Below are 23,394 nucleotides of genomic sequence, written 5' to 3'. Positions count from 1 at the left end.
ATATTTCTTGTAATTTGAGTCGAACAAGCGCGGTCAAAAAACATGAACAAGCCAGCCACGATCGATTTCGCGACAGCCATCGGGACTGACGCGCCCGCAGTCCTCGCGCACACCCGGGCGCTGCTCGACATGGTTGCCGGTGAAGCCCGCGACAGCCTGCTCGCCATCCACGCGGTCCTGCGCCGGGAGCTGCCGCAAGGCCGGCTCGCCACTTACGAAGCCGGCGGCGGCTCGTGCAGCTTTCTGCCGCTGGACGTGCTCAGCCGCAGCCACGTGACCGTCGTCGACATCGACGAGGACCAGGTCCGCAACAACACCTACGCGCAGGAGGCGATCCTCGGCGACGTGCAGACCTATCGCTTTCCGCCGGAGAGCTTCGATCTCGTGATCTGCTACAACGTGATCGAGCATCTGCCGAACGTCGAGGCTGCGCTCCTGAACTTCCGCGACGCGCTCAAGCGCGGCGGAATGATGCTGATCGGCGCGCCCAATCCGCGCTCGCTGTCGGGCGTCGTCACCAAATATTCGCCGCACTGGTTCCACGTCTGGTTCTACCGCCACGTCCGCGGTATCAGGAATGCGGGCGAACCGGGCGAGCCGCCGTTCCCGACCTTCTTCCATCCGCTGGTGACGCTGTCGAAGCTCGAGGCGTTTGCGGTGACTCACGGCCTCGATATGGTCTACCGCCGCGAGGTCGAGAGCCCTCGCTATCCCGAGATGCGCCAGCGCAAGCCGCTGTTCGCCGCCCTCGTCGACGTCGGCGCGGCCGTGCTCAATGCCGTGCTTCCGCGCGGCACCGACGTCCGTCGCGGCGACTATCACGTCATGCTGCGGAAGCGCTGACGACCATGGCGAGCGCGCGGACATTGGCCGGGCACACGGCATTGTGCCTTGACGCGGCGCTGCTCGCCGGCACGTCCAGTAACGAACCGTTAATCTCCGAGGAGCTTGCGCATCGGCGGCGTCACGACGACGCGTCGAAGAGTGGCCAGCGCTTAAACGCTTTGTTTGCCATTTCAGTGAATAGTCCCTCAATGAGTATGGTTAATTTTTCCTGTTGCGTTGATTGGGCGCCTATATCCCTGGTGCGTGGCGTGACCCGAAGAGTAACCCCTCAGCCCGCGGCACTTGGAATGAAAGCTGGGGATCATGCTTGACTATAGCCAGCCGATAAACCGGGCCGGGCCGGAGGCCGCGCAGCCGCGCCCCCAGACCGGCTTCAACGTGCTGGAGCTCGTCAACCTGCTCTGGCGACGCAAGATTGCGATTGTCGGTGCCGCACTGCTCGGCGCGACGCTTGCGGTGACGGTCGGCAAGAGCCTGGCGCCGCGCTACACCGCCACCGCCCAGCTCTATGTCGATCCGCGCGAGCTCCAGCTCGTCGACCGCGAACTCACGCCGCGCGCGCAGGACGTGTCCGGCATGTCCATGGTGGTGGAGAGCCAGGCCCGCCTGATCACGTCCAACAGCGTGCTGCTGAAGGTCATCCAGCAGGCCAATCTCGACAAGGATCCGGAATTCGGCGGCGGCGACGGCAAGACCCTGATGTCGTCGCTGCTTGGCCTGATCGGTCTCCAGGCCCGTGCGCCCTCCGCCGCGGAGCAGAAGGAGGTGCAGCTTGCGGCGCTGGACGCGCTGAACAAGCACATCACGATCCGCAAGACCGAGAAGAGCTTCATCGTCGACATCGAGGTCTGGTCGACCGATCCCGCCAAGGCGGCGATGCTCGCCAACACGCTGACCAGCGCGTATCTGACGGAGTCGCGCAACTCGCAGGCCTCGGCGGCGCGGCGCGCCACCAACGATCTGTCCGGCCGCCTGAAGGAGCTGCGCGAGCGGCTGCGCAACGCCGAGACCGCGCTTGCCACGTACAAGGCCCAGAACAATTTCGTCGGCACCCAGGACACGCTGATCAGCGACCAGCAGCTTTCCGCAAGCAACCAGCGCGTGGCCGCAGCGCGCGCGGCGACACTCGATGCGCAGGCGCGCTTCGACCAGATCGAGGCGACCCGGCGCACCGCGGCCGACGCCGGCGCGATCCCCGAAGCCCTGCAATCGCCGACCATCGCAAACCTGCGCGCGCAATATGCCGACGCCCGCAAGAAATATGCAGAGCAGGCCGGCGAGCTCGGGCCACGGCATCCGGCACTGCGCCAGACCGAGAAGCAGGTCGAGGATCTCAAGCGCACCATCAACGAGGAGATCGACCGCTTCGCCCAGTCGGCCAAGAACGATCTCACGCGCGCCCGCGACTACGAGGCTTCGCTCAACCGCGCGCTGGAAGCGCAGAAGCGGCAGAGCGTCCAGCTCAGCCAGGCCGCCGTGCGGCTGCGCGAGCTGGAACGCGAGGCCGATGCAAGCCGCGACGTCTATCAATCCTTCCTCAAGCGCTCGCGCGAAACCGAGGAGCAGGAGAGCCTGAACACGTCGGCAGCCCGCGTCATCGGCGAAGCCACGATGCCGCAGCGGCGCTCGTTCCCGCCCGCAATGAGCCTGTTCGCCATGATCGGCTTCACCTTCGGCGCACTTCTCGCCGCCTTCTGGTTTGTCGTCGCCGAACATATCTTCTCCGGCGCAATCGCTCCCCGCCCGGCACGCCGCGAACGCACGCCCGAGCCGAAGCGTCGCGAACGGACGCTTCAGCCTGAGACCGCCAGCGTGCCCCCGACGAAGACGCCGATTGTGTCCGAGACGATGCTGTCCCATCCGATAGAAGCCGTGCCACAAGCGCCGCCGCTCGTTCCGGACGAAAAGCCCCTCATCCTGGTCGAAAAGCCCCTGATCGCGCGTCTCCAGGAGGCCGACGTCATCCGCACGCTCGGCGCCATCCTCGCGGCCGGAGCCGGCACCGATCTCACCCGGCTCGGCTGGCCGACGCTGCGGCCGGGATTTCCGCTGACGACGCTGTTGAATGCGCTGCGCGACATGCGTACCGCGGTGGCACGGCGTACCGGCGGCAAGGCGATGCCTGTCGTCGCGATGGTCGGCACCGGCGAAACCACCGAGCGCAGCGTCACCGCGCTGAACTTCGCGCTGGCGGCCGCGCGCGATGGCAACCGCGTGCTGATGATCGACGCCGACCATCAGGCCCACAATCTGTCGAACAAGCTCAACCGGTCCGGCAAGAGCGAACCGAGCAAGCTCGGCTGGCTCTCGATCGGCAGCAAGGGCGCGCGCGAGATCAAGACCGTCAACGGCATCTCGGTGCTGCCGGTTGCCGAGAGCGACGCCGGCAAGACGACCGAGGCCATCCGCAAGGCGGTCGCGCAGGCGCGCTCCACCGGCGGCTATGATCTCGTCATCCTCGATGGTCCGGCGACGCCGCGCTCCGCCGCCGGCCGCAAGCTGCTCGACGGCATTGACGCGGTGGTTGCGGTGCTGCCGACCAGCCTCGACATCAACGACAGCATGGAAGAGATCCTGACCGCGCTCGGCAGCGCCGAGCGCAAGCTCGTGGGCGTCGTGCTGAGCGAGCTCGCCCCTGAAACTCAAACACGCCAGCGAGGCAGGCAGTATGCTTGAGCGTCGCGTCAATCTGGACGGGCGGGAAGCGACCGCCGATGTGCCACGGATCACCGTCGGCGGCCTTCGCATGGCCGCGCTCGATCTCGAGGCAACCGCCGATTTCATGATCGAGGCAACCGATCCACGCCATCGCATCGGCCGCCCGCTGTTCCTGACGTCGGCCAATGGCGAGGTGCTGGCGCGTTGCTCGACCGAGCCGCAGACCGAGCGCCTGTTCCGCGCCGCCGACCTCATCAACGCCGACGGCCAGCCGCTGGTTGCGGCCTCGAAGCTGCAATCCTGGTTCCCGCTGCCGGAGCGCGTCGCGACCACGGACCTGTTCCATATTGTCGCACGCAAGGCCGAGGCGGTGGGCCGCACCTTCTACATGTTTGGCGCAAGCGAAGCCGAGAACGCCGCTGCGGTCGAGAATGTCCAGAAGCTGTATCCCAATCTCAAGATCGTCGGACACAGCCACGGCTATCTGCGCGGCGACGCGCTGCGCGCGAAAGTCGAGGAGATCAACGCCCTCGCGCCCGACTATCTGTGGGTCGCGCTCGGCGTACCTAACGAGCAGGCGTTCGTCGAGGAATTCACGCCGCTGCTGACCAATGTTGGCGTGATTAAGACATCCGGCGGCCTGTTCAACTTTTTGTCAGGTAGCCGGTCACGCGCACCGCAATGGATGCAGAAGATCGGACTTGAATGGGCCTGGCGAACCTGGCTCGAGCCGCGCCGTTTGCTCTGGCGCTATTTGACCACCAACCCCCGCGCGCTCTATCTTCTCTTCAGCCGCAACCGGCGCTTCAATCGCTGAAAGAGACTAGAGTAACGACATGACCGACCGACCGACTGTCCTCGTCACAGGAGGTGCGGGCTATATTGGCTCGCATGCATGCCGCGCGTTGGCCGCCGCCGGCTACGAGCCGGTGGTTTATGACAATCTTTCGACAGGACATCGCAATTTCGTCAGCGGCCCGCTGGTCACCGGCGATTTGCTCGACGGAACAACGCTCGCGCGCGCGTTTACCGAGCACAAGATCACGGCGGTGATGCATTTTGCGGCGGCGAGCCTGGTCGGCGAATCCATGACCGACCCGCAGAAATACTACATCAACAACGTGCAGGGCACGTTGTCGCTGTTGCAGGCGATGCGCAACGCGGGCTGCCAGCGCATCGTGTTCTCCTCGACCGGCGCGGTCTACGGCAACGCCGACTCCAAGGCGCTGCCGGAGAGTTTCCCGTGCAACCCGATCAATCCCTACGGTGCTTCGAAGTTGATGATCGAGCGCATGCTCGCCGATTATCGCTCTGCCTACGGCTTTGGCGCGTTCTGCCTGCGCTATTTCAACGCCAGCGGCGCCGATCCTGCCGGCGGCATCGGCGAGCTCCGTGACAACGAGACGCATCTCATTCCCCGCGCGATGATGGCCCTGCAGGGTCACGTCGACTTCGCGGTGTTCGGCGACGACTACGACACGCCGGACGGCACCGCGATCCGCGACTACATCCATGTCACCGACCTTGCCGCGGCGCATGTCGCGGCACTGAAGCTCCTCGAGGAAGGACATGCCGGCGCCAGCTTCAATCTCGGCACCGGCTCCGGTTTCTCGGTGCGCGAAATCCTGACCGCCATCAGGCAGGAGACCGGGCGCGAGGTGCCTCACACCGTCAAGCCGCGCCGCGCCGGCGATCCCACCTATCTGGTCGCTGACCCCTCCGCCGCGCGAAAAGTGCTGAACTTCGTGCCGCGCCACTCCGACCTGCCGTCCGTGATCCGGACCGCCTGGGCCTGGCACCAGAAGGCGCATCCGCTAAGGTCGCGTTAGGCACCCCGCGCGCCCATATCTTGCTCGCCTTGGGCATGAACGGGTAAGATCGGCAAATCCTGTCGACGTCGGCGCATGTCCCGGCGTCCAGTTTGTCAGCATCGCCGGCGATGATGCCGGCCCTGCGTGGCTGCGCCAAATGCGCGAGCCGATTTTTCCGAACGTCAAGGCCACGACCGATTTCCGCGCATCGGCCAGCTTTCAGCGCGGAAGCCGAGGAGCATAAGGCGAATGCATCAGGCCGCCCGCCTGGAGTTCGAGCGCGTGATGGACGAGTTTGCCCGCTGGCACGCCGTGCCCGCGGACCAGCGCTCGCCGGCGCCCGCCTGGTGGTGGGGCCCGGCCATGGCGGTGTTCGACGATCATGAGCCGATGTGCCGAGCGTGGTGCTGCGAACTCGGCCTCGGCGAAGGGGCGAGCTTCGCCGACGGCGCGCGCCAATTGCTCGCACTGTTCGCCGAACAGACGTCGCTGCCGCTGGCGCATGACTTTCCCAGCATGGCCGAAGGCGGCGATCACGACGTGCGCGATCTGCATCCGCAGCCGTCAGACGACAGCGCGTTTCAGCCGTGACTCTGCGCTCATGCCGGCTGCGGCATCGAGCTCCGGCAGAAGCGGCGGCGCGACAGGCAGCACCATCGGCCGCAGCAGCTCGGCCATCTGACGTGCCGGAAGCGGCTTGGAGATGAGATAGCCCTGCATCTCGTCGCAGCCATGAGTGCGCAGGAACGCCTCCTGCTCGGCATTTTCGACGCCTTCGGCGACCACCGTCATGCCGAGCGCCTTGCCCATGCTGATGATCGCCTGCGCGATCGCCTGATCCTCCGAATCCTGCGGCAGGTCGCGCACGAAGGAACGGTCGATCTTGATGGTGTCGATCGGGAAGTGCTTCATCAGCGACATCGACGAGTAGCCGGTGCCGAAGTCGTCGATCGCCAGACGAATGCCGCGGCTCTGGATGGCGTCGAGCACCTTCAGCGCGCGCCCGACATTGCGCATCATCATGCTCTCGGTGACCTCGAGTTGGAGCAGCACCGGCGACATGCCGCTGGCTGCGAGCGCCTCGTCGACGTCCTGCAATAGGTGCTCGTCGGCGAACTGGCGCGGCGACAGGTTGACTGCCATCGACAGCGGCAAGAGGCCACGACGCTGCCAGGCCATCGCCTGTACGCAGGCCTCCTTCAGCACCCAGCGGCCGATCGGCACGATCAGCCCGGTCTCCTCGGCGAGCGGGATGAACTGCGCCGGCGACACGCTGCCGAGATCCGGATGGTTCCAGCGCAACAGCGCCTCGACGCCGGTGATCTGGCTGGTCTCCATGTCCACCTTGGGCTGGTAGTTCAGCGAGAACTGGTTGCGTTCCAGTGCGCGGCGCAACGCGCTTTCGAGCGACAGACGCTCGATCGACTGCGTCTTCACCTCCTTGGAGAAGAAGCGATAGCCGTTCTTGCCGTCCTCCTTGGCGAGATACATAGCCATGTCGGCGTTCTTGGTCAGCGTCTGCGCATCGGCGCCGTTCGCCGGATACATCGCGATGCCGATCGAGGCGGTGGTGTGGCACTCGTGGCCGGCGAGCTCCATGGGCTTGCCGAGCACCGCCAACAATTCGGTCGCGATGCGCTGGACATCGTCGATGTCCCCGCATTGATCGAGGATCACGACGAATTCGTCGCCGCCGAGCCGCGCCACCACGTCGCTCGCCCGCAGCGCGTTGCGCAAGCGGTCAGCGACTTCGAGCAGGAGCAGGTCGCCGGCCTCATGACCAAGGGAATCGTTGATGACCTTGAACCGGTCCATGTCGATGAACAGCAGCGCGAATCGATGGTCATGACGCTGCGCCGTGTCGATCGCCGCGCGTAAGAGGCCATTGAAGGTCTCGCGGTTCGGCAGGTTGGTCAGGCTGTCATGCGAGGCCAGGTATTCGATCCGCTCGTCGGCCTTGTTCTTCTCGTCGGCGCGGTCGAAATTCTCCATCGCGAAGGAGACGTTGTCGGCCAGGCGCTGCAGCAGTTCGACGAACTCGCCCGTAAAGGTGTCCGGCTCGGTCGACATGTAGATCATGACGCCGACCGGCTGGTCGTGGGCGATGAGCGGGAACGCCGCGCCAGAGCGCGCGCCGTCGCCGCGGACGATCGCATGGAAGGCGCTCACGCGCTGGTCGTTGAGATAATCGTTGCTGATGCAGGGCTGGCGGGTGCGGAACGCCGTGCCGCTCATGCCGCGGCCCTCGGGACGCTCGGGGTCGACCGAGAGGCGGACGTTGCGCGTGGTCTCGGAAGACGGCCCGGCGCTCGCGACGATCTCGAGCTGGTCGCTGTCGGCCTTGGCCAGTGCAATGGTCGTCGAGGTGAACTTGGCGCCGTTCGATGCGGCGAGGCAGACGAGATCGAACAGCTCGGCGCGGGACTCCGCCCGCATGATCGCCTCGTTGGTCGCGCACAGCGCCGCGAACATGCGCGTCAGTCGCTCCTTCTGCGCCTCGGTGCGGGCCTTCTCCTCGGCGCGGTCGAAATTGTCGAGGGCGAAGGAGACGTTTTCGGCCAGGCGTCCGAGCAGCTCGACCAGATCGGGCGTGAACGTATTCTCTTCCGGTGCGAGGAACAGCAGAATGCCGATCGGCTTCCGGCCGGCCCGCAGCAGCGGGAAGCTGGCAGCCGCCCGCGTTCCATCCTCGATCGCCTTCGTGCGCCAGTGCGCCGATCCCGGGGCGTTCAAATAGTCGTTCATGACGCTGGGCCGGCGGGTCCGCAGCGAGGTCCCGATGATTCCCTGCGCTTCGGGATGATCGGCGGAAACAGCGCAGGTACGTCCGACCATGCGCTCCTGGAGCCGCCCCTTCACGGCGACGACGCGAACGAGCTCTTGTTTTTCATCCATGATGCCAATCGTCGCCGAGGCGAACACGTCGCCGAGCACGGCGGCCTGGCACGCCACCTCGAACAGCTCCTCGCGCGTCTTGGCGCGCAGGATCGCCTCGTTGGTGGCGCTGAGCGCGGCGTACATGCGCGCGAGGCGGTCCTCCTCGTCGGCGATCCTGGCCTTCTCCGCCTCGCGGTCGAAATTCTCGATCGCAAAGCAGACGTTCTCCGCGATGCGCAGCAACAGGGCGACGATCTCCTCGTCCTTGGCCCACGACCGGCTGATGAAGAACAGGATGACGCCGACACTTTCGCCATGCTTGATCAGCGGAGCCGCCACACAGGCCGCGACGCCCGTGTTGATGTTGGCCTGCTCCCACGGCGTTCCCTTGGTGCGGATGGCGAGGTCCTCCTCGACGCAAGGCTTCTGCGTCCGGAAGACATTGCCGGAGATGCCGCGGCCATAGGGATTGTCGGGATCGACGGAATACTTTGTCTGGGCAACGAGGTGCAGATTTTGGCCGGTGCCGGCAACCGGCTTCAACCAGTGCGAACCCTGCTCCTTGAGCAGAACGAACGTCGCCAGCGACTTGCCACCATGCACGGAAGCATCGCACACGAGCTGGTACAGCTCCTGTTCGGTCTTGGCGCGCAGGATGGCCTCGTTGGTCGCGCTGAGAGCGCCGAACATGCGGTTGAGCCGCCGCGCCGCCCGCTCGCCGCCCTGCCGCGCGGTCTCGCGCGCGAAATTGTCCAGCGCATAGGAAATGTTGGCCGACATGCGCTCGAACAGCGACACCATCTCGTCGCTCAGCGAGCCGGCCTCATGGCGGGTGACGAACAGCACGCCGACGCTCTTGCCGTTGCAGAGCAGCGGCAGCGCCGCCGCCGCGCCGACGCGGGCCTTCACCGCACCTTCGCGCCATGCCATCGAGCGCGGATCGTTCAGAAAATCATTGCTGATGCACAGCTTCTGGCTGCGGAACGCCTCGCCGCCAACGCCGGACCCCTGGGGCGTGCCGGCTTCAATCGTGATCTCGATCGATCTCAGCCGCGCAACGTCCTCACCGCAGCCGGCCGCATAGCGCAGCCGCGGGCTGTCCGGCTCGACCAGGAACACCGAGACGGCCATAAAATCCCCGCTCGAAAACCCGGCGTCGCAGACCTTCTGGTACAGCTCGTCCGGCGATTTCGCGTAGAGGATGGCTTCGTTGATGGCACTCAACGCTGCAAATGTGCGCGCGAGGGTCGTCTGCAAGGTCTCAACTCCCGGGCATTCCTGCCGTTTTTCCCGGGACTTTATCGGCAACGACCGCCTAAGTGGTCGTTATTGCTCCTTGCAAACCCGCAATCAAAGTGAACGAGCTGCGAACGAGCGGCGCAAAACCATTCGCAAAACTACGGTGGACGCGGCCTCTCACGCCATTGGGCGGCATCCGCGCACAGCTCCTTTACCAATTTGCAGCCCTGATTTGGTTTACGGGAGATTGATATCGCGCCTGCGCTTTGAGACGATGGCCCCCAACAACCAACGCTCGCCAACGGGCGGGCATCGAGGGAACGCCATGCCGATCGTCAAGGCCGAGCGCCTCACGCGCATCAGCGCCGCGCTGCTCCGCGCCGCCGGGGCATCCGTCGAGGAAGCCGACGCGGTCGCCGTCGGTTGCGTCAAGGCCAATCTCGCCGGGCACGATTCGCACGGCGTGATCGCGGTTCCCACCTACATCGATCGCATCAAGGCCGGGCACATTGTCCCCGGCGCGAAATGGACCATCGTCCAGGAATCGCCGACCACGACCGTGATCGACGGGAATTGGGGTTTTGGCTTCCACGTCAACGCCAAGGCGATGGCGCTGACGATCGAGAAGGCGAAGACGGCCAATGTCGCGGCCTGCACCGTGTTCCGGCAGAGCCATGTCGGCCGGCTCGCCGCCTATCCGATGATGGCGATGCGCGAGGGCATGATCGGAATTGCGACGGCGGACTCCGGCCGCTCGCCGAAACATGTGGCGCCGTTCGGCGGCCGGGAGGCGCGGCTCGGCACCAACCCGATCTCGATCGCGGTGCCCTCCGATCTCGAGGCGCCGTTCTATCTGGACATGGCGACCTCTGCAGTGGCCGCCGGGAAGATCCAGCTCGCTGTGGCCCGCGGCGAGGAGATTCCGACGGGATGGATCATCGACGCGGAGGGACGGCACACCACCGACCCCTCGCAGTACCGCAAGGGCGGCGCGTTGCTGCCGCTCGGCGGCACCGAGGGCTATAAGGGCAGCGGCCTTGCGGCCATGGTCGAGGTGCTCTGCGGCCTGCTCACGGGTCTCGGCTTCGGCGTGGAGCCGACCGGCCGGCACAATGACGGCTGCTTCATGGCGGTGTTCAACGTCGCGGCGTTCCGGCCACTCAAGGACTTCAAGCGCGAGGTCGCCGATTTCGCGCGCTATCTGAAATCGACACCGCCGTCCGAAGGAAGCAAGGGCGTGTTCTATCCCGGCGAGATCGAGCATATGCGCGAGCAGCAGCGGCTGCGCGACGGCATCGAGATCGAGGATGCGACCTGGGAGAAGCTGCGCGCGCTGGCGCGTGACTACAAGATTGACAAAGAGCTCGATCTGGCCTGACGGGATTTTTTGGAGAGCAGCATGACGCGGCAGATGGTACTGGTCGGCTTCCTCCAGGCACAGAACTGCACAAATTTGCCGAGCTCCTGGCGGCACCCGGACTCGCGCGACGATTCGATGTCGGCGGACTACTATCAGGAGATCGCCAGAATTCTCGAGACCGGCAAGTTCCATATGGCGTTCTTCGACGACCGCCTGGCTATGCCGGACCGCTACGGCAACGATCACGCCCACACCGTCGAATATGGCATCCGCTGCGTGAAGATGGACCCGCTGATCGTGCTGACGACGATGGGCATGGTCACCGACAAGCTCGGACTTGGCGCGACCTGCTCGACCACCTATTACGAGCCGTTCGACGTCGCCCGCCGTTTCGCAACGCTCGACCTGATGTCAGGCGGGCGTGCCGGCTGGAACGTCGTCACCTCGTTGAACGACGGCGAGGCGCTCAACATGGGCAAGGACTCCCATCCCGAGCACGACTCCCGCTACGATCGCGCCGACGAATTCATGGAGGTCGTGCTCGGTCATTGGGACACCTGGGAGGACGGCGCCCTCATCATAGACAAGACGAGTGGCCGCTTTGCCGATCCGGCCAAGGTGAAACGGCTCGATCACAAGGGCGAGTTCTTCAAGTCGCGCGGACCGTTCACCGTACCGCGCTCGGATCAGGGCCATCCCGTCATCATCCAGGCCGGCGCGTCGGGCCGCGGCCAGCGCTTTGCCGGCCGCTGGGGCGAAGTGATCTTCACCGCCGGGCGCAATCTCAGCGCAGCCAAGGAAGGCTACGCGAGCGTGCGCAACGAAGCCGCCAAGGCCGGCCGCGATCCCGACCAGATGTTCCTCTGCAATTTGACGACGCCGGTCTGCGCCGCGACCAAGACTGAAGCCGAGGACAGGATGGCCCTGATCAACAAGCTGCCGCTCCAGATCGACGCGCTGTCGCTGCTCGCGGAAGCGCTCAACTACGACTTTGCGTCCAAGGGCCTCGACGAGCCGCTGACGACCGAAGAGTTGAAGAGCATGCAGGGTATTCTGGGCATTCGCGACGGCGTGCTGAAGACGTCGGGCAAGAGCAATCCGAGCGCGCGCGACTTCGTCACCTTCTCCGGCCGCGGCCAGGTGCAGGATGCGATGGTCGGAGGCCCCAAGGAGATCGCGGACAAGCTCGAAGAGATGTTCGTCGAGCGCGGCTGCGACGGGTTCGTCATCGCCGCGACCTACGTGCCCGGCTCCTACGCCGATTTCGTGCGCCACGTCGTGCCGGAACTGCAGCGGCGCGGGTTGTTCCAGAAGGATTACCGCGGCAAGACGCTGCGCGAAAATCTGGGGCTGAAGCGGCCGGCCGCGGGCGCCTGGAAAGCGCAGCCGCGCGATGCGGCGGAATGAGAACGAGGACAGAACATGCGCTGGCTGAAATTCAAGGCCTCAGGCAAGACCTCCTGGGGGATCGTTGAAGGCGACCAGGTGATCGCGGTCGACGACGATCCGCTCAGCGATTGGCAGCGCACCGCGCGCACGCATCCGCTGTCGCAGGTGAAGATCGAGCTGCCGCTGGTGCCGCGCACCTTCTATTGCGTCGGGTTAAACTATCTGAAGCATCTCAAGGAAGCCGCGGACAAGCGCGGCGAGATTCCGGCCGTCCCTGATAGACCCGAGATCGGCTATCGCGCCCAGAACGCGTTGATCGCGCATGACGAGGACGTGGTGATCCCGTCGTTTGCGACCGAGAAGATTCACTATGAGGGCGAGCTCGTCGTCGTCATCGGCAAGAAGGTGGAGCATCTCACCGAGCAGACCGCGATGGATTGCGTGTTCGGCTACACCATCGGCAACGACGTCAGCGAGCGCAGCTGGCAGAAGGCCGATCGTGGCCTGTGGCGGTCGAAGAATGCCGACACGTTCAAGCCGATGGGCCCATGGATCGAGACGGAGGCCGATCTCGAGAAGATGGAGACGGTCGTCCGAGTCAACGGCAAGGAGACCAACCGCTTCCACACCAACGACATGATCTTCGGCGTGGTGCCGTTCCTGGTCGAGCTGACGAAATACTTCACGCTATGGCCGGGCGACGTGATCTGGATGGGCACGGATGGTGCCTCGCCGGACATCAAGCACGGTGATGTCGTGGAGATCGACATCACCGGCATCGGCACCCTGCGCAATCGTTTCGTGCGTGAGGGGCAGTAAGCCCCGCGAGTCAGCGCCGTAGGGTGGGCAAAGCGAAGCGTGCCCACCAATTTCTCACTCCTGGAGAGATGGTGGGCACGGCGTAAGAACGCCTTTGCCCACCCTACGACTGCCGAACGCTTTTTGAGTGAGACTCTGAGGAGCGCGCAAGGCGCGCGTCTCGAAGGGATGAAGGCCCCGCTGGTGGCCTCGCCCTTCGAGACGGCCGCTGCGCGGCCTCCTCAGGGTGAGGGGACAGACTTGCAAAGGCCGCGAAATCAAAACGGCAGCGCCACGCCGGTCTTGATCTCCTTCAGCACCACGTTGCTGCGGACGTAGCGGATGCCGGGAATGCGGAACATGAACTCGTCGAGAAATCTGTTGTAGGCCGCCATGTCCTGCACCACGACGCGCAGGTGATAGTCGGCGTCCCCCGTGGTCGCAAAGCACTCCAGCACCTCGCGCCGCTTCGTCACCCGCGCGACGAACTCGTCGACGAATTTTGCGTCGTGCCGCTCCAGCGAGACATGGAGGATGGCGGACATCGCAAAGCCCGCCCGCTCGCGCGCGACCAGCGCCGCATAGCCCTGGATGACGCCGCTCTCCTCGAGCGCACGCACCCGGCGCCAGCAGGCCGAGGTCGACATGCCGACCTCCTCCGCGAGCTGCTGGTTGGTGGCGCGGCCGTCCTTCTGGAGATGGGCGAGAATCCGTGCGTCCTGGTCTTCGATCATGGAAGTCCTTCGATTTGAGATATTCTACCATACATAGCTAAATCTCGCAAAATCTTACCGATAACTGCCTTGCCATCGGGCAAATAGGTAAGACCTACCAGCCGCCCAGGCCTAACCTTCGCTGATCCGGCAGGGGATACCGCGCGAGGTCCGCCATGGACGCCATTCCGTCACTCGACACCTACGAACTCTCCGACCGCTACGACCGCGAAAACGGCCGCGTCTTCCTGACGGGTACACAGGCCATCGTCCGCATCGCGCTCGACCAGGCGAAGCGCGATCGCGCGGCCGGGCTCAACACCGCCGGCTTCATCTCCGGCTATCGCGGCTCGCCGCTCGGCGGCGTCGATCTCGAACTCTGGCGCATCAAGGAGCAGCTCAAGCGCGACCGCATCGAATTCCTCCCCGCAGTGAACGAAGACCTTGCGGCGACCGCGGTGCTCGGCTCGCAGCAGGTCGAGACCCAAGCCGACCGCGAGGTCGATGGTGTGTTCGGGCTCTGGTACGGCAAGGGCCCCGGCGTCGACCGCTCCGGCGACGCGCTGAAGCATGGCAACGCCTATGGCTCCTCGCCGCATGGCGGCGTGCTGGTGGTCGCCGGCGACGACCATGGCTGCGTCTCCTCTTCGATGCCGCACCAGTCCGACGTCGCCTTCATGAGCTGGTTCATGCCGACGCTGCATCCGGCCAGCGTCGCTGAGTATCTGGAGTTTGGCGAGTATGGCTACGCGCTAAGCCGCTTCTCCGGCATGTGGGTCGGCTTCAAGGCGATCTCGGAGATCGTGGAATCCGGTGCCTCCGTCGCGCTCCGCCCGCCGCGAATCTTCCGCAGGCCTGACTTCGTGCCGCCGCCGGGCGGGCTGCACTACCGCTGGCCCGATCTGCCGGGCCCGCAGATCGAGGAGCGGCTGGAAGCGAAGAAACACGCGGTCTATGCCTTCGCAAAAGCCAATCCGATCGATCGTCACATCTACGACATTCCGCACGCGACCTACGGCATCGTCACAACGGGCAAGGCGCATCTCGACCTAATGGAGGCGCTGCGGCTGATCGGCCTCGATGAAGCCGCCTGCCGCAGCGTCGGCATCGACGTCTACAAGGTCGGCATGGTCTGGCCGCTCGCGCTGCACGACGCGATGGAATTCGTGAAGGGCAAGCGCGAGATCTTGGTGGTCGAAGAGAAGCGCGGCATCATCGAGAGCCAGTTCAAGGAATATTTCTACGACTATCCCGGCGCCAAGCCCGAGCGCATGGTCGGCAAGCATGACGAGCGAGGGGCGCGGCTGATCTCCTGGATCGGCGAATTGTCGCCGCGCGCGCTCGCTGACGTGCTGGCGCGCCGGCTCGATCCGATGTTTCCGGGCCTCAATCTCGCCGCACGCTCGGCCGCACTGTCGCCCGAGGCGGAGCGCACGATCAACGTCGCCGGCGCAACGCGGACGCCGTACTTCTGCTCGGGCTGTCCGCACAACACGTCGACAAAAGTGCCGGAAGGATCGAAGGCGCTGGCCGGCATCGGCTGTCATTTCATGGCGAGCTGGATGGATCGCGAGACCTCCTCGCTGATCCAGATGGGCGGCGAAGGCGTGAACTGGGCAGCCTCGTCGAGATTCACCGGCCACAGGCACATCTTCCAGAACCTCGGCGAAGGCACCTATTATCACTCCGGCTCGATGGCGATCCGGCAGGCGATCGCGGCAGGCACCAACATCACCTACAAGATCCTGTTCAACGATGCGGTCGCCATGACCGGAGGCCAGCCGGTCGATGGCCCCATCAGCGTGCACGCGATCGCCCACAGCGTTCGCGCCGAAGGGGTTGCGCGCATCGCGCTGGTGTCGGACGATCCTACGCATTTCTCGCCTGCCGACCTGCCCATCGGCGTCACCATCCATCCGCGCGAGGGGATGGATGCCGTGCAGCGCGAGCTGCGCGAGATCCCCGGCGTCTCCGTGCTGATCTATCAGCAGACCTGCGCCACCGAGAAGCGGCGGCGGCGCAAGCGCGGGCAGATGCCCGATCCGAAGCGCTTTGCCTATATCAACGATCTCGTCTGCGAGGGTTGCGGCGACTGCTCGGCCGAATCCAATTGCCTCAGCGTCGAGCCGAAGGAGACGCCGTTCGGTCGCAAGCGCCAGATCAACCTCTCCGCCTGCAACAAGGATTTCTCCTGCCTCAACGGCTTCTGCCCGAGCTTTGTCACCGTCGAGGGCGCCACGCGCCGGGCGAAGACCGCGAGCAATATCGACGCGATCGGTCGCGCAGCGACGCTGCCTCTCCCCGCACCCGCAACGCTCGAACGCCCGTACGACCTGCTGGTCACCGGCGTCGGCGGCACCGGCGTGATCACCGTCGGCGCGCTGATCGGCATGGCCGCGCATCTCGAACGCCGCGGTGTCTCGGTGCTGGATTTTACCGGCTTTGCGCAGAAATTCGGTCCTGTGCTGAGCTACATCCGCCTGGCGGCGAGCCCGGAGGCACTGCATCAGGTCCGCATCGATCAGGGTGCAGCAGATGCGCTGATCGGCTGCGATCTCGTGGTGAGTTCCGCACCCAAGGCGTCCGGCACCTATCACCGTGGCACGCGCGCCGCCATCAACACCGCGGAGATGCCGACCGGTGATGTCGTGCGCTTTCGCGACGCCAATCTCGCCTCCCCTGCCCGCCTGCGCGCGATCGGCCGGGTCATTGGTGAGGGCAATCTCGATGAGATCAACGCCAATGCGCTGGCTGAAAGCCTGCTCGGCGATGCCATCTATGCCAACATCATCATGCTGGGCTTCGCCTGGCAGCGCGGCCTGGTGCCGCTGTCGCTGCAGGCGCTGCTCCGCGCGATCGAGCTCAACGGTGTCGCGGTCGAGCGCAACAAGCAGGCCTTCGCCTGGGGCCGAATCGCCGCCGCCGATCCGGTGTTCCTCCCCAAGTCCGAGGGCGCCCTCGCCGCCGAGACGCTCGATCAGATGATCGACCGTCGTGCAGAATTCCTGACCGCCTACCAGGATGCAGCCTATGCCACGCGCTATCGCGAGACGATCGCGAAGGTGCGGAGCGCCGAGTCGAGACTTGGCAGCGAGGCTCTGACCGACGCAGTCTCGCGCTCTCTGTTCAAGCTGATGGCCTACAAGGACGAGTACGAGGTGGCGCGCCTGCACATGCAGACCGGCTTTATCGATACGCTGAGGCGCGAGTTCGATGGCGATTTCAGCATCAGATACCACCTTGCGCCGCCCTTCCTCGCCTCAAAGCGCGACGCGCGCGGCCGGCCGCGCAAGCGCGCCTTCGGTCAGTGGATCCAGGTTCCGCTGGCCATGCTGGCGCGGCTGAAGGTCTTGCGTGGCACGCCGTTCGATCCGTTCGGCTACACTGCCGAACGGCACGCGGAGCGCGAGCTGATCTCCTGGTACCAAGGCCTCGTCGAGACGATGCTCGCCCGGCTCGATGCGACGGGCCTGCCCGACATGATCGCGATCGCCAGGGCGCCGATGGAAATCCGCGGCTACGGCCCGGTGAAGGACGCCGCTATCGTGCAGGTGAAGGCCAAGGTCGCGTTCTTGCTGGCCCGCCCTGCGTCCGCCAAGGCGGCCTGACGAGCGCCTTCGTTCTCAAACACGAGGACACGCGCCGCCGCGGCTCCGCCGATCTCTTTCACCGGGACATGCTCTTCCTGTCGAGAGAGCCGCCGCGCATCAGGAATAGGGATTGATCAGCTTCTGTTGCTCCGCACTGTGCTGCACGAGCATATCGATGAAAGTCCGGACCTTCGCGGACAGATGATGCCGGTGCGGATAGACGGCGTTCATCGACATCTCGACCGTCCGGTATTCGGGCAACAGGCGCACCAGGTGTCCGGCTTCGAGATCGTCGCGAATGAGAAATCCGGCCATCAGGCACACGGCGGCGCCTTCCAGCGCCACTTTCCGCAACGCCTCCCCGCTGTTGGTGACGAAGCTGCCGGAGATGCGCACCGATGCCGGCATTCCCTTGCGATCGAGGAAACGCCAGTCGTCGCCGAAGGGATAGTTCAAATGACGGCCGCAATTATGCGCCGTGAGCTCCTCGAGCTTCTGCACGCGGCCGTGCCTCTCGATGTAGTCGTGCGAGCAGCACAGCACGTGGCGCCAGGTGGCAAGACTCCGGACGATCAGACTTGAATCCGGCGGCGAGATCATGCGCAGCGCAACGTCGTAGCCTTCCTCGATGAGATCGACCTCGGCCTCGCCCATGCGCAGATCCACCTTGATCTCCGGATAGGTGGAAAGCAGCTTTGCCACCACCGGAGCGACGAACGGCACCATATGCGTGGCGGAGTGGATGCGCAGCGTGCCACGCGGCACTGACTGCAATTCGCTGGCGACGTCGTCGGCCTGCTCGAGGTCGGCGAGGATCTGTGTGGAGCGGTCGTAATAGGCCTTGCCGATTTCGGTGAGGCTCACCTTGCGCGTCGTGCGGTTGAGCAGCCGCACCCCGAGCCGATCCTCCAGCGCCTGAATGTGGTTGCTCACCATCGTCGTCGACATGTTGAGCCGGCGGGCGGCAGCGGAAAAGCCGCCGTTCTCGACTACCCGGACAAAGGCCGTGAGGCTGGTGAAGCGGTCCATCTCGTGAGGCTCCGATTATCCGCTCTTGCTGGATAATGCTTCCATTTCTTCATGGATTATCACACGCGCCGGGACAGCGCATCTTTACCGCCGAAAGCAGCGCCCCCTTGGAACGGGGCGTCTGGCGGCCCCGGAGAATGCCATGTCGAACACCTCTTATGTCACTGAAACAAAAGAGAAAACCAATCTTCGCCCATCGCGGACGGCAATCAAGCGGGCAGCCCTCGGCTTGGCGCTGGCGCTCGGCATCGCTGTAGCCGGCGACTTCGGCTACAGCTACCTGACGACCGGCCGCTACCTGGAATCGACCGATGACGCCTATGTGAAGGCCGATTCCACGATCATCGCGCCGAAGGTCTCGGGCTACATCGCCCAGGTCCTGGTCGGCGACAACGAGAAGGTCAAAGCCGGCCAGGTGCTGGCCAAGATCGACGACCGCGACTTCAAGACCGCGCTCGAGCAGGCCCGCGCCGACGTCGCTGCGGCCGAAGCCTCCGTGCGCAACATCGATGCCCAGCTCGAATTGCAGCAGCCGATCATCGAGCAGAGCACCGCCGACGTTTCCGCCGCCGAGGCCAACCTGAAATTCGCGCAGGAAGAGCGCGCCCGCTACGACGACCTGATGAAGACGGGCTCCGGCACGATCCAGCGTGCGCAGCAGACCGATGCGGCGCTGCGCGCCAGCAACGCGCAAATGCAGCACGCGAAATCAGGCCTCTTGGCTGCGCAGCGAAAGGTCGACGTGCTCACGACGCAGCGCGCACAGGCCGCTGCGCAGCTCGACCGCGCCCGCGCGGTCGCACAGCAGGCATCGCTGAACCTGTCCTATACCAAGATCACCGCGCCGGTCGACGGCACGGTCGGCGCCCGTTCGCTGCGCGTCGGCCAGTACGTGCAGGCCGGCACGCAATTGATGGCGGTGGTGCCGCTCGATGCGGTTTATGTGGTCGCCAATTTCAAGGAGACGCAGCTCACGCATGTCCGCGCCGGCCAGCCGGTCGAGCTGTACATCGACAGCTTCCGCAACCAGCCCCTGCGCGGCCATGTCGACAGCCTGTCGCCGGCGAGCGGGCTCGAATTCGCGCTGCTGCCGCCCGACAACGCCACCGGCAATTTCACCAAGATCGTGCAGCGCGTGCCGGTGAAGATCGTGCTCGATGACCACCGCCTGACCGGCCTGCTCAGGCCCGGCATGTCGGCGGTGCCGACCGTCGACACCAAGGCAACCGTCCTGGCCGAGCGCGACACGGCCAAGCGGCTCGCCGACGACCCTGCGCATCCGAACGGAAGCTGAAGTCTATCTTTCGGTGGGATTATCCAGTCCCGCCGGATGATCCTTCCAGGACTTCCTCGATTATCGAAACCATCCGCCTAATGCATCCTGTCTCGGACCTGAGACGAGGCTTCCATGAGCACGCTCCAACCAGCCCTCAACGCCGCATCCGCCGCCAACATTCCCGCACCAACCGCACCCCCTGCGCCGGCGGTCTCCGCAAAAACCTGGATCGCGGTGGTCGGCGCGACGCTCGGCGCCTTCATGGCCGTCTTGAACATCCAGATCGTCAACGCCTCGCTCGCCGACATCCAGGGCGCGATCGGCGCCGGCATCGACGACGGCGGCTGGATCTCGACGTCCTATCTGATCGCCGAGATCGTGGTGATCCCGCTGTCCGGCTGGCTGGCGCAGGTGTTCTCGATCCGCATCTATCTGCTCACCAACGCAACCTTATTTCTGGTGTTCTCGGCGGCCTGCGCGCTGGCGCAGGACCTGCCGCAGATGATCGTTCTACGCGCCGTGCAGGGCTTTAGCGGCGGCGTGCTGATCCCGATGGCGTTCACACTGATCATCACGCTCCTGCCAAAGGCGAAGCAGCCGATCGGACTTGCGCTGTTTGCGGTCTCTGCGACATTCGCACCCGCGATCGGCCCGACCATCGGTGGTTATCTCACCGAGAACTGGGGCTGGCAGTACATCTTCTACGTCAACCTGGTGCCCGGCACGCTGATGATCGCGATGCTGTGGTTCTCGCTGGAAGCCAAGCCGATGAAGCTCTCACTGCTGCGCGAGGGCGACTGGCCGGGCATCATCACCATGGCGATCGGCCTCTCTGCGCTGCAGACCGTGCTGGAAGAAGGCAACAAGGACGACTGGTTCGGCTCGCCTATCATCGTCAAACTGTTCATCATCGCCGCGATTGCGCTGACCGCCTTCCTGGTGATCGAAGTGACTGCGAAGAAGCCGCTATTGAACCTGCGTCTGCTGGTTCGCCGCAATTTCGGTTTCGGCATCCTCGCCAACTTCCTGCTCGGCATCGCGCTGTACGGCTCGGTGTTCATCATGCCGGTCTATCTGTCCCGCATCCAGGGCTACAACGCCGAACAGATCGGCATGGTTCTGGCCTGGACCGGGTTGCCGCAGCTGTTGCTGATCCCGCTCGTGCCGCGGCTGATGCAGAAGTTCGATGCCCGGATCATCATCGGCATCGGCTTCGCGCTGTTCGCGGTCTCCAATTTCATGAACATCTATATGACTAATGACTACGCCACCGATCAGCTGTTCTGGCCCAACGTCGTTCGTGCCGTCGGACAGGCCTTCGTGTTCGCGCCCCTCTCGGCCGTCGCCACCGCCGGGATCGAGCCGGAGAATGCCGGCTCCGCATCGGGCCTCTTCAACATGATGCGCAACCTCGGCGGCGCCATCGGCATCGCGCTGCTGCAAACGCTCCTGACCAAGCGCGAGCAGTATCACTCCAACGTGCTGATGCAGTCGGTCTCGGTGTTCGAGCAGGCGACCCGCACGCGACTGGAGCAGCTCACGCAATATTTCGTCAATCACGGCGTCCTCGACCGCGCCGACGCCTCACATCGCGCCTATGTCGCAATCGGCCATATCGTGCAAAAGCAGGCCTATATTCTCGCCTTCAGCGACACCTTCTATCTGCTCGGCATGGCTCTTATTGTGGCCCTGATCGCCGCCCTCTTCCTGAAGAAGCCCGGCCATGTCTCGACCGGGGAAGCCCACTGACATGAAGCTCGAAAAGCAAGGAGAACGACCATGAAGCCCCGCATGAACTACTACCAGGCCGCCCCCGACACGATCAAAGCCCTGATGGCACTGGAAGAGCATATCCAGTCGACGGGACTGGAGAAGTCGCTGATCGAGCTCGTCAAGATCCGCGCGTCGCAGATCAACGGTTGCGCCTTTTGCATCAACATGCACACCGAGGACGCGCGCAAGCGCGGCGAGACCGAGCAGCGCATCTATCTGCTCAATGCCTGGCGTGAATCCCCGCTCTATACCGATCGCGAGCGCGCGGCGCTGGCCTGGACCGAGTCGGTGACGCTGATCTCGGAGACGCACGCCCCCGACGACGTCTATGAGCAGGTCCACGCGCAATTCTCCGGCGAAGAGACAGTGAACCTCACCATGCTGATCGGTGCCATCAATGCCTGGAACAGGATCGCGATCGCGTTCCGCGCGGTGCATCCGGTCAAGGTGAAGGCGTCGGTGGCGTGAGGAATCCGTTATTCGTGTGAAGCGTGCCTCGGTGGCACGACACGCGATGCCGCTTCCACATTCTCAACTGTCATGCCCCGGCTTGACCGGGGCATCCGAGTATTCCAGAGACGCCCGACGTCCCATGCTCGGCCGCGGCGTACTGGGCGGATTCAACCGCTCGTCGCAACACTCGAGCAAAAGAGGTTGCGATGGAGAAGCGTGTGCGGACAGATCGTCCCCGAGAGGTCCTACGAGAAGATTATAGACCGTTCTGGACTGCGATTGCCTTGGGGCGATCGAGCGGGGATGCTGCGGTTGAGGCCGGGGTGTCGCCGTCGGTCGGAGTACGCTGGTTCCGGAGGGCGGGCGGTATGCCGCCAACACATTTGTCGCGATCGTCCAAACCTCGGTCGGAGCGCTACCTGTCGTTCGCCGAACGTGAGGAGATTGCCATCTTGCGCGCGCAGGGGCATGGGGTGCGAGCCATCGCTCGTCAGCTCGGCCGGCCTCCATGCACGATCTCCCGTGAGCTCCGTCGCAATGTGGCGCGCCGCCATGGCGCTCCAGAGTACCGGGCGACCACGGCACAATGGCATGCTGATCAGTCCGCCCGACGGCCCAAGTTTGCGAAGTTGGCAATCAACCCGACCCTGCGGGATTATGTGCAGGACAGGCTTGCCGGTATGATCGCTAAGCCAGACGGGGCGCTCCTCGTTGGCCCGAAGGTCGTGTGGAAGGGCCGCCGGGCGGTGCATCGGCAAAACCGACGCTGGGCGACGGCATGGAGCCCGGAACAGATTTCTCGGCGACTTCGGCTCGACTTTCCCGAGGATGAGACGATGCGCATCAGTCACGAGGCAATTTATCAGGCCCTTTATGTGCAGGGTCGAGGAGCTTTGCGCCGTGAACTGACGGCCTGCTTGCGCACTGGGCGGGCCTTGCGGATGCCGAGGGCGCGCGCCCGCAAAGGCAGAAGCTTCATTCCTTCCGAGATCATGATCAGTCAACGTCCGGCGGAAGCTGCCGATCGAGCTGTGCCGGGTCACTGGGAAGGTGACCTCATCATGGGCCTCGGTAGTTCCGCGATCGGCACTTTGGTGGAGCGCACGAGCCGTTTTACCATTCTGCTGCATTTGCCGCGCATGACCGGTCAGGAACAGGATGCTCGCGTGAAGAATGGACCTGCACTCGCCGGACATGGCGCTGAGGCGGTGCGAGACGCCATCACCCGCGCAATCTTCACCATGCCCGAGCGACTGCGGCGGTCTCTAACCTGGGATCAAGGAGCTGAGCTGGCTCAGCACGCGCGTCTGAAGATCGATGCAGGCGTGCAGGTCTACTTTTGCGACCCTCACAGCCCGTGGCAGCGCGGCACCAACGAGAACACGAATGGGTTGCTGCGCCAGTACTTTCCAAAGGGGACGGATCTCAGCATGCACGATGCCGATGATCTGGAGGCCGTGGCTCTTGCACTCAACACAAGGCCCCGCAAAACCCTCGGCTGGAAAACACCGGCAGAAACCCTCGACGAATTGCTCCGAGTGAGCGATACACGGAGTGTTGCGACGAGCGGTTGAATCCGCCC

The 23,394-nt window shown here is 64.6% G+C and carries 16 protein-coding genes; 13 read left to right on the top strand and 3 right to left on the bottom strand.

Annotated elements, in window-relative coordinates:
- Positions 1 to 42: 42 nt before the first annotated feature.
- The 5 genes from AXW67_RS18420 to AXW67_RS18400 all read left to right on the top strand — a co-directional run bounded on the left by AXW67_RS18420 (position 43) and on the right by AXW67_RS18400 (position 5,906).
- The gene (locus AXW67_RS18420) at positions 43 to 843 is read left to right on the top strand and encodes a class I SAM-dependent methyltransferase (protein WP_063679009.1); all 801 of its coding nucleotides are present in this window, start codon (positions 43 to 45) and stop codon (positions 841 to 843) included.
- A gap of 306 nt (positions 844 to 1,149) precedes the next feature.
- Positions 1,150 to 3,522: an exopolysaccharide transport family protein gene (locus AXW67_RS18415; RefSeq protein WP_063679008.1), complete on the top strand. Its 2,373-nt coding sequence runs from the start codon at positions 1,150 to 1,152 to the stop codon at positions 3,520 to 3,522.
- Positions 3,515 to 4,321, top strand: a complete 807-nt coding sequence (locus tag AXW67_RS18410; protein ID WP_063679007.1) for a WecB/TagA/CpsF family glycosyltransferase — start codon at positions 3,515 to 3,517, stop codon at positions 4,319 to 4,321. Before AXW67_RS18415 ends, AXW67_RS18410 begins: the two co-directional genes overlap by 8 nt.
- 19 nt (positions 4,322 to 4,340) lie before the next feature.
- Entirely contained in the window at positions 4,341 to 5,333 is a 993-nt protein-coding gene (gene galE / locus AXW67_RS18405; RefSeq protein ID WP_063679006.1) for a UDP-glucose 4-epimerase GalE, read from the top strand.
- 231 nt (positions 5,334 to 5,564) lie between these two features.
- On the top strand, positions 5,565 to 5,906 hold the full coding sequence (locus tag AXW67_RS18400) for a hypothetical protein (RefSeq protein ID WP_063679005.1): 342 nt from the start codon (positions 5,565 to 5,567) through the stop codon (positions 5,904 to 5,906).
- On the opposite strand, the gene AXW67_RS18395 is transcribed toward AXW67_RS18400, so the two are convergent.
- Positions 5,880 to 9,449, bottom strand: coding sequence for a bifunctional diguanylate cyclase/phosphodiesterase (locus AXW67_RS18395; RefSeq protein WP_063679004.1), 3,570 nt, complete (start codon positions 9,447 to 9,449; stop codon positions 5,880 to 5,882). The two genes, AXW67_RS18400 and AXW67_RS18395, sit on opposite strands and share 27 nt — an antisense overlap.
- 307 nt (positions 9,450 to 9,756) lie before the next feature.
- On the opposite strand from AXW67_RS18395, the gene AXW67_RS18390 reads away from it, so the two are divergent.
- The 3 genes from AXW67_RS18390 to AXW67_RS18380 are packed head-to-tail and all read left to right on the top strand — an operon-like array spanning position 9,757 to position 12,999.
- Entirely contained in the window at positions 9,757 to 10,809 is a 1,053-nt protein-coding gene (locus tag AXW67_RS18390) for an Ldh family oxidoreductase (protein ID WP_063679003.1), read from the top strand.
- Between the two features lie 21 nt (positions 10,810 to 10,830).
- Positions 10,831 to 12,198, top strand: a complete 1,368-nt coding sequence (locus AXW67_RS18385) for an LLM class flavin-dependent oxidoreductase (RefSeq protein WP_063679002.1) — start codon at positions 10,831 to 10,833, stop codon at positions 12,196 to 12,198.
- A gap of 15 nt (positions 12,199 to 12,213) precedes the next feature.
- The gene (locus AXW67_RS18380) at positions 12,214 to 12,999 is read left to right on the top strand and encodes a fumarylacetoacetate hydrolase family protein (RefSeq protein WP_063679001.1); all 786 of its coding nucleotides are present in this window, start codon (positions 12,214 to 12,216) and stop codon (positions 12,997 to 12,999) included.
- Positions 13,000 to 13,256: 257 nt separating this feature from the next.
- Here AXW67_RS18380 and AXW67_RS18375 read toward each other — a convergent pair whose 3' ends face one another.
- Entirely contained in the window at positions 13,257 to 13,712 is a 456-nt protein-coding gene (locus tag AXW67_RS18375; protein WP_063679000.1) for an Lrp/AsnC family transcriptional regulator, read from the bottom strand.
- Positions 13,713 to 13,867: 155 nt separating this feature from the next.
- Between AXW67_RS18375 and AXW67_RS18370 the strand changes: the two genes are divergently transcribed.
- Positions 13,868 to 17,299, top strand: coding sequence for an indolepyruvate ferredoxin oxidoreductase family protein (locus AXW67_RS18370; RefSeq protein ID WP_063678999.1), 3,432 nt, complete (start codon positions 13,868 to 13,870; stop codon positions 17,297 to 17,299).
- Positions 17,300 to 17,398: 99 nt separating this feature from the next.
- Here AXW67_RS18370 and AXW67_RS18365 read toward each other — a convergent pair whose 3' ends face one another.
- On the bottom strand, positions 17,399 to 18,310 hold the full coding sequence (locus tag AXW67_RS18365) for a LysR family transcriptional regulator (protein WP_063678998.1): 912 nt from the start codon (positions 18,308 to 18,310) through the stop codon (positions 17,399 to 17,401).
- 142 nt (positions 18,311 to 18,452) lie between these two features.
- Here AXW67_RS18365 and AXW67_RS18360 point away from each other — a divergent pair, with 142 nt between their 5' ends.
- The 4 genes from AXW67_RS18360 to AXW67_RS18345 all read left to right on the top strand — a co-directional run bounded on the left by AXW67_RS18360 (position 18,453) and on the right by AXW67_RS18345 (position 23,386).
- Complete coding sequence (locus AXW67_RS18360) at positions 18,453 to 19,604, top strand: HlyD family secretion protein (RefSeq protein WP_063678997.1); 1,152 nt, start codon at positions 18,453 to 18,455, stop codon at positions 19,602 to 19,604.
- A gap of 114 nt (positions 19,605 to 19,718) precedes the next feature.
- Positions 19,719 to 21,335 (top strand): MDR family MFS transporter, encoded by a 1,617-nt coding sequence (locus tag AXW67_RS18355; protein ID WP_063678996.1) that lies wholly within the window; start codon positions 19,719 to 19,721, stop codon positions 21,333 to 21,335.
- Between the two features lie 30 nt (positions 21,336 to 21,365).
- Positions 21,366 to 21,827 carry a carboxymuconolactone decarboxylase family protein gene (locus AXW67_RS18350; RefSeq protein ID WP_063678995.1) on the top strand — a complete coding sequence of 154 codons (462 nt, stop codon included), beginning with the start codon at positions 21,366 to 21,368 and terminating at the stop codon, positions 21,825 to 21,827.
- Positions 21,828 to 22,018: 191 nt separating this feature from the next.
- The gene (locus tag AXW67_RS18345; RefSeq protein WP_201723621.1) at positions 22,019 to 23,386 is read left to right on the top strand and encodes an IS30 family transposase; all 1,368 of its coding nucleotides are present in this window, start codon (positions 22,019 to 22,021) and stop codon (positions 23,384 to 23,386) included.
- Positions 23,387 to 23,394: the final 8 nt, after the last annotated feature.

Source organism: Bradyrhizobium neotropicale (genome assembly GCF_001641695.1).
Lineage (GTDB): Bacteria > Pseudomonadota > Alphaproteobacteria > Rhizobiales > Xanthobacteraceae > Bradyrhizobium > Bradyrhizobium neotropicale.
The sequence above is the reverse complement of the archived record's forward strand: the minus strand, read 5'-3'. Positions and strand labels throughout refer to the sequence as shown.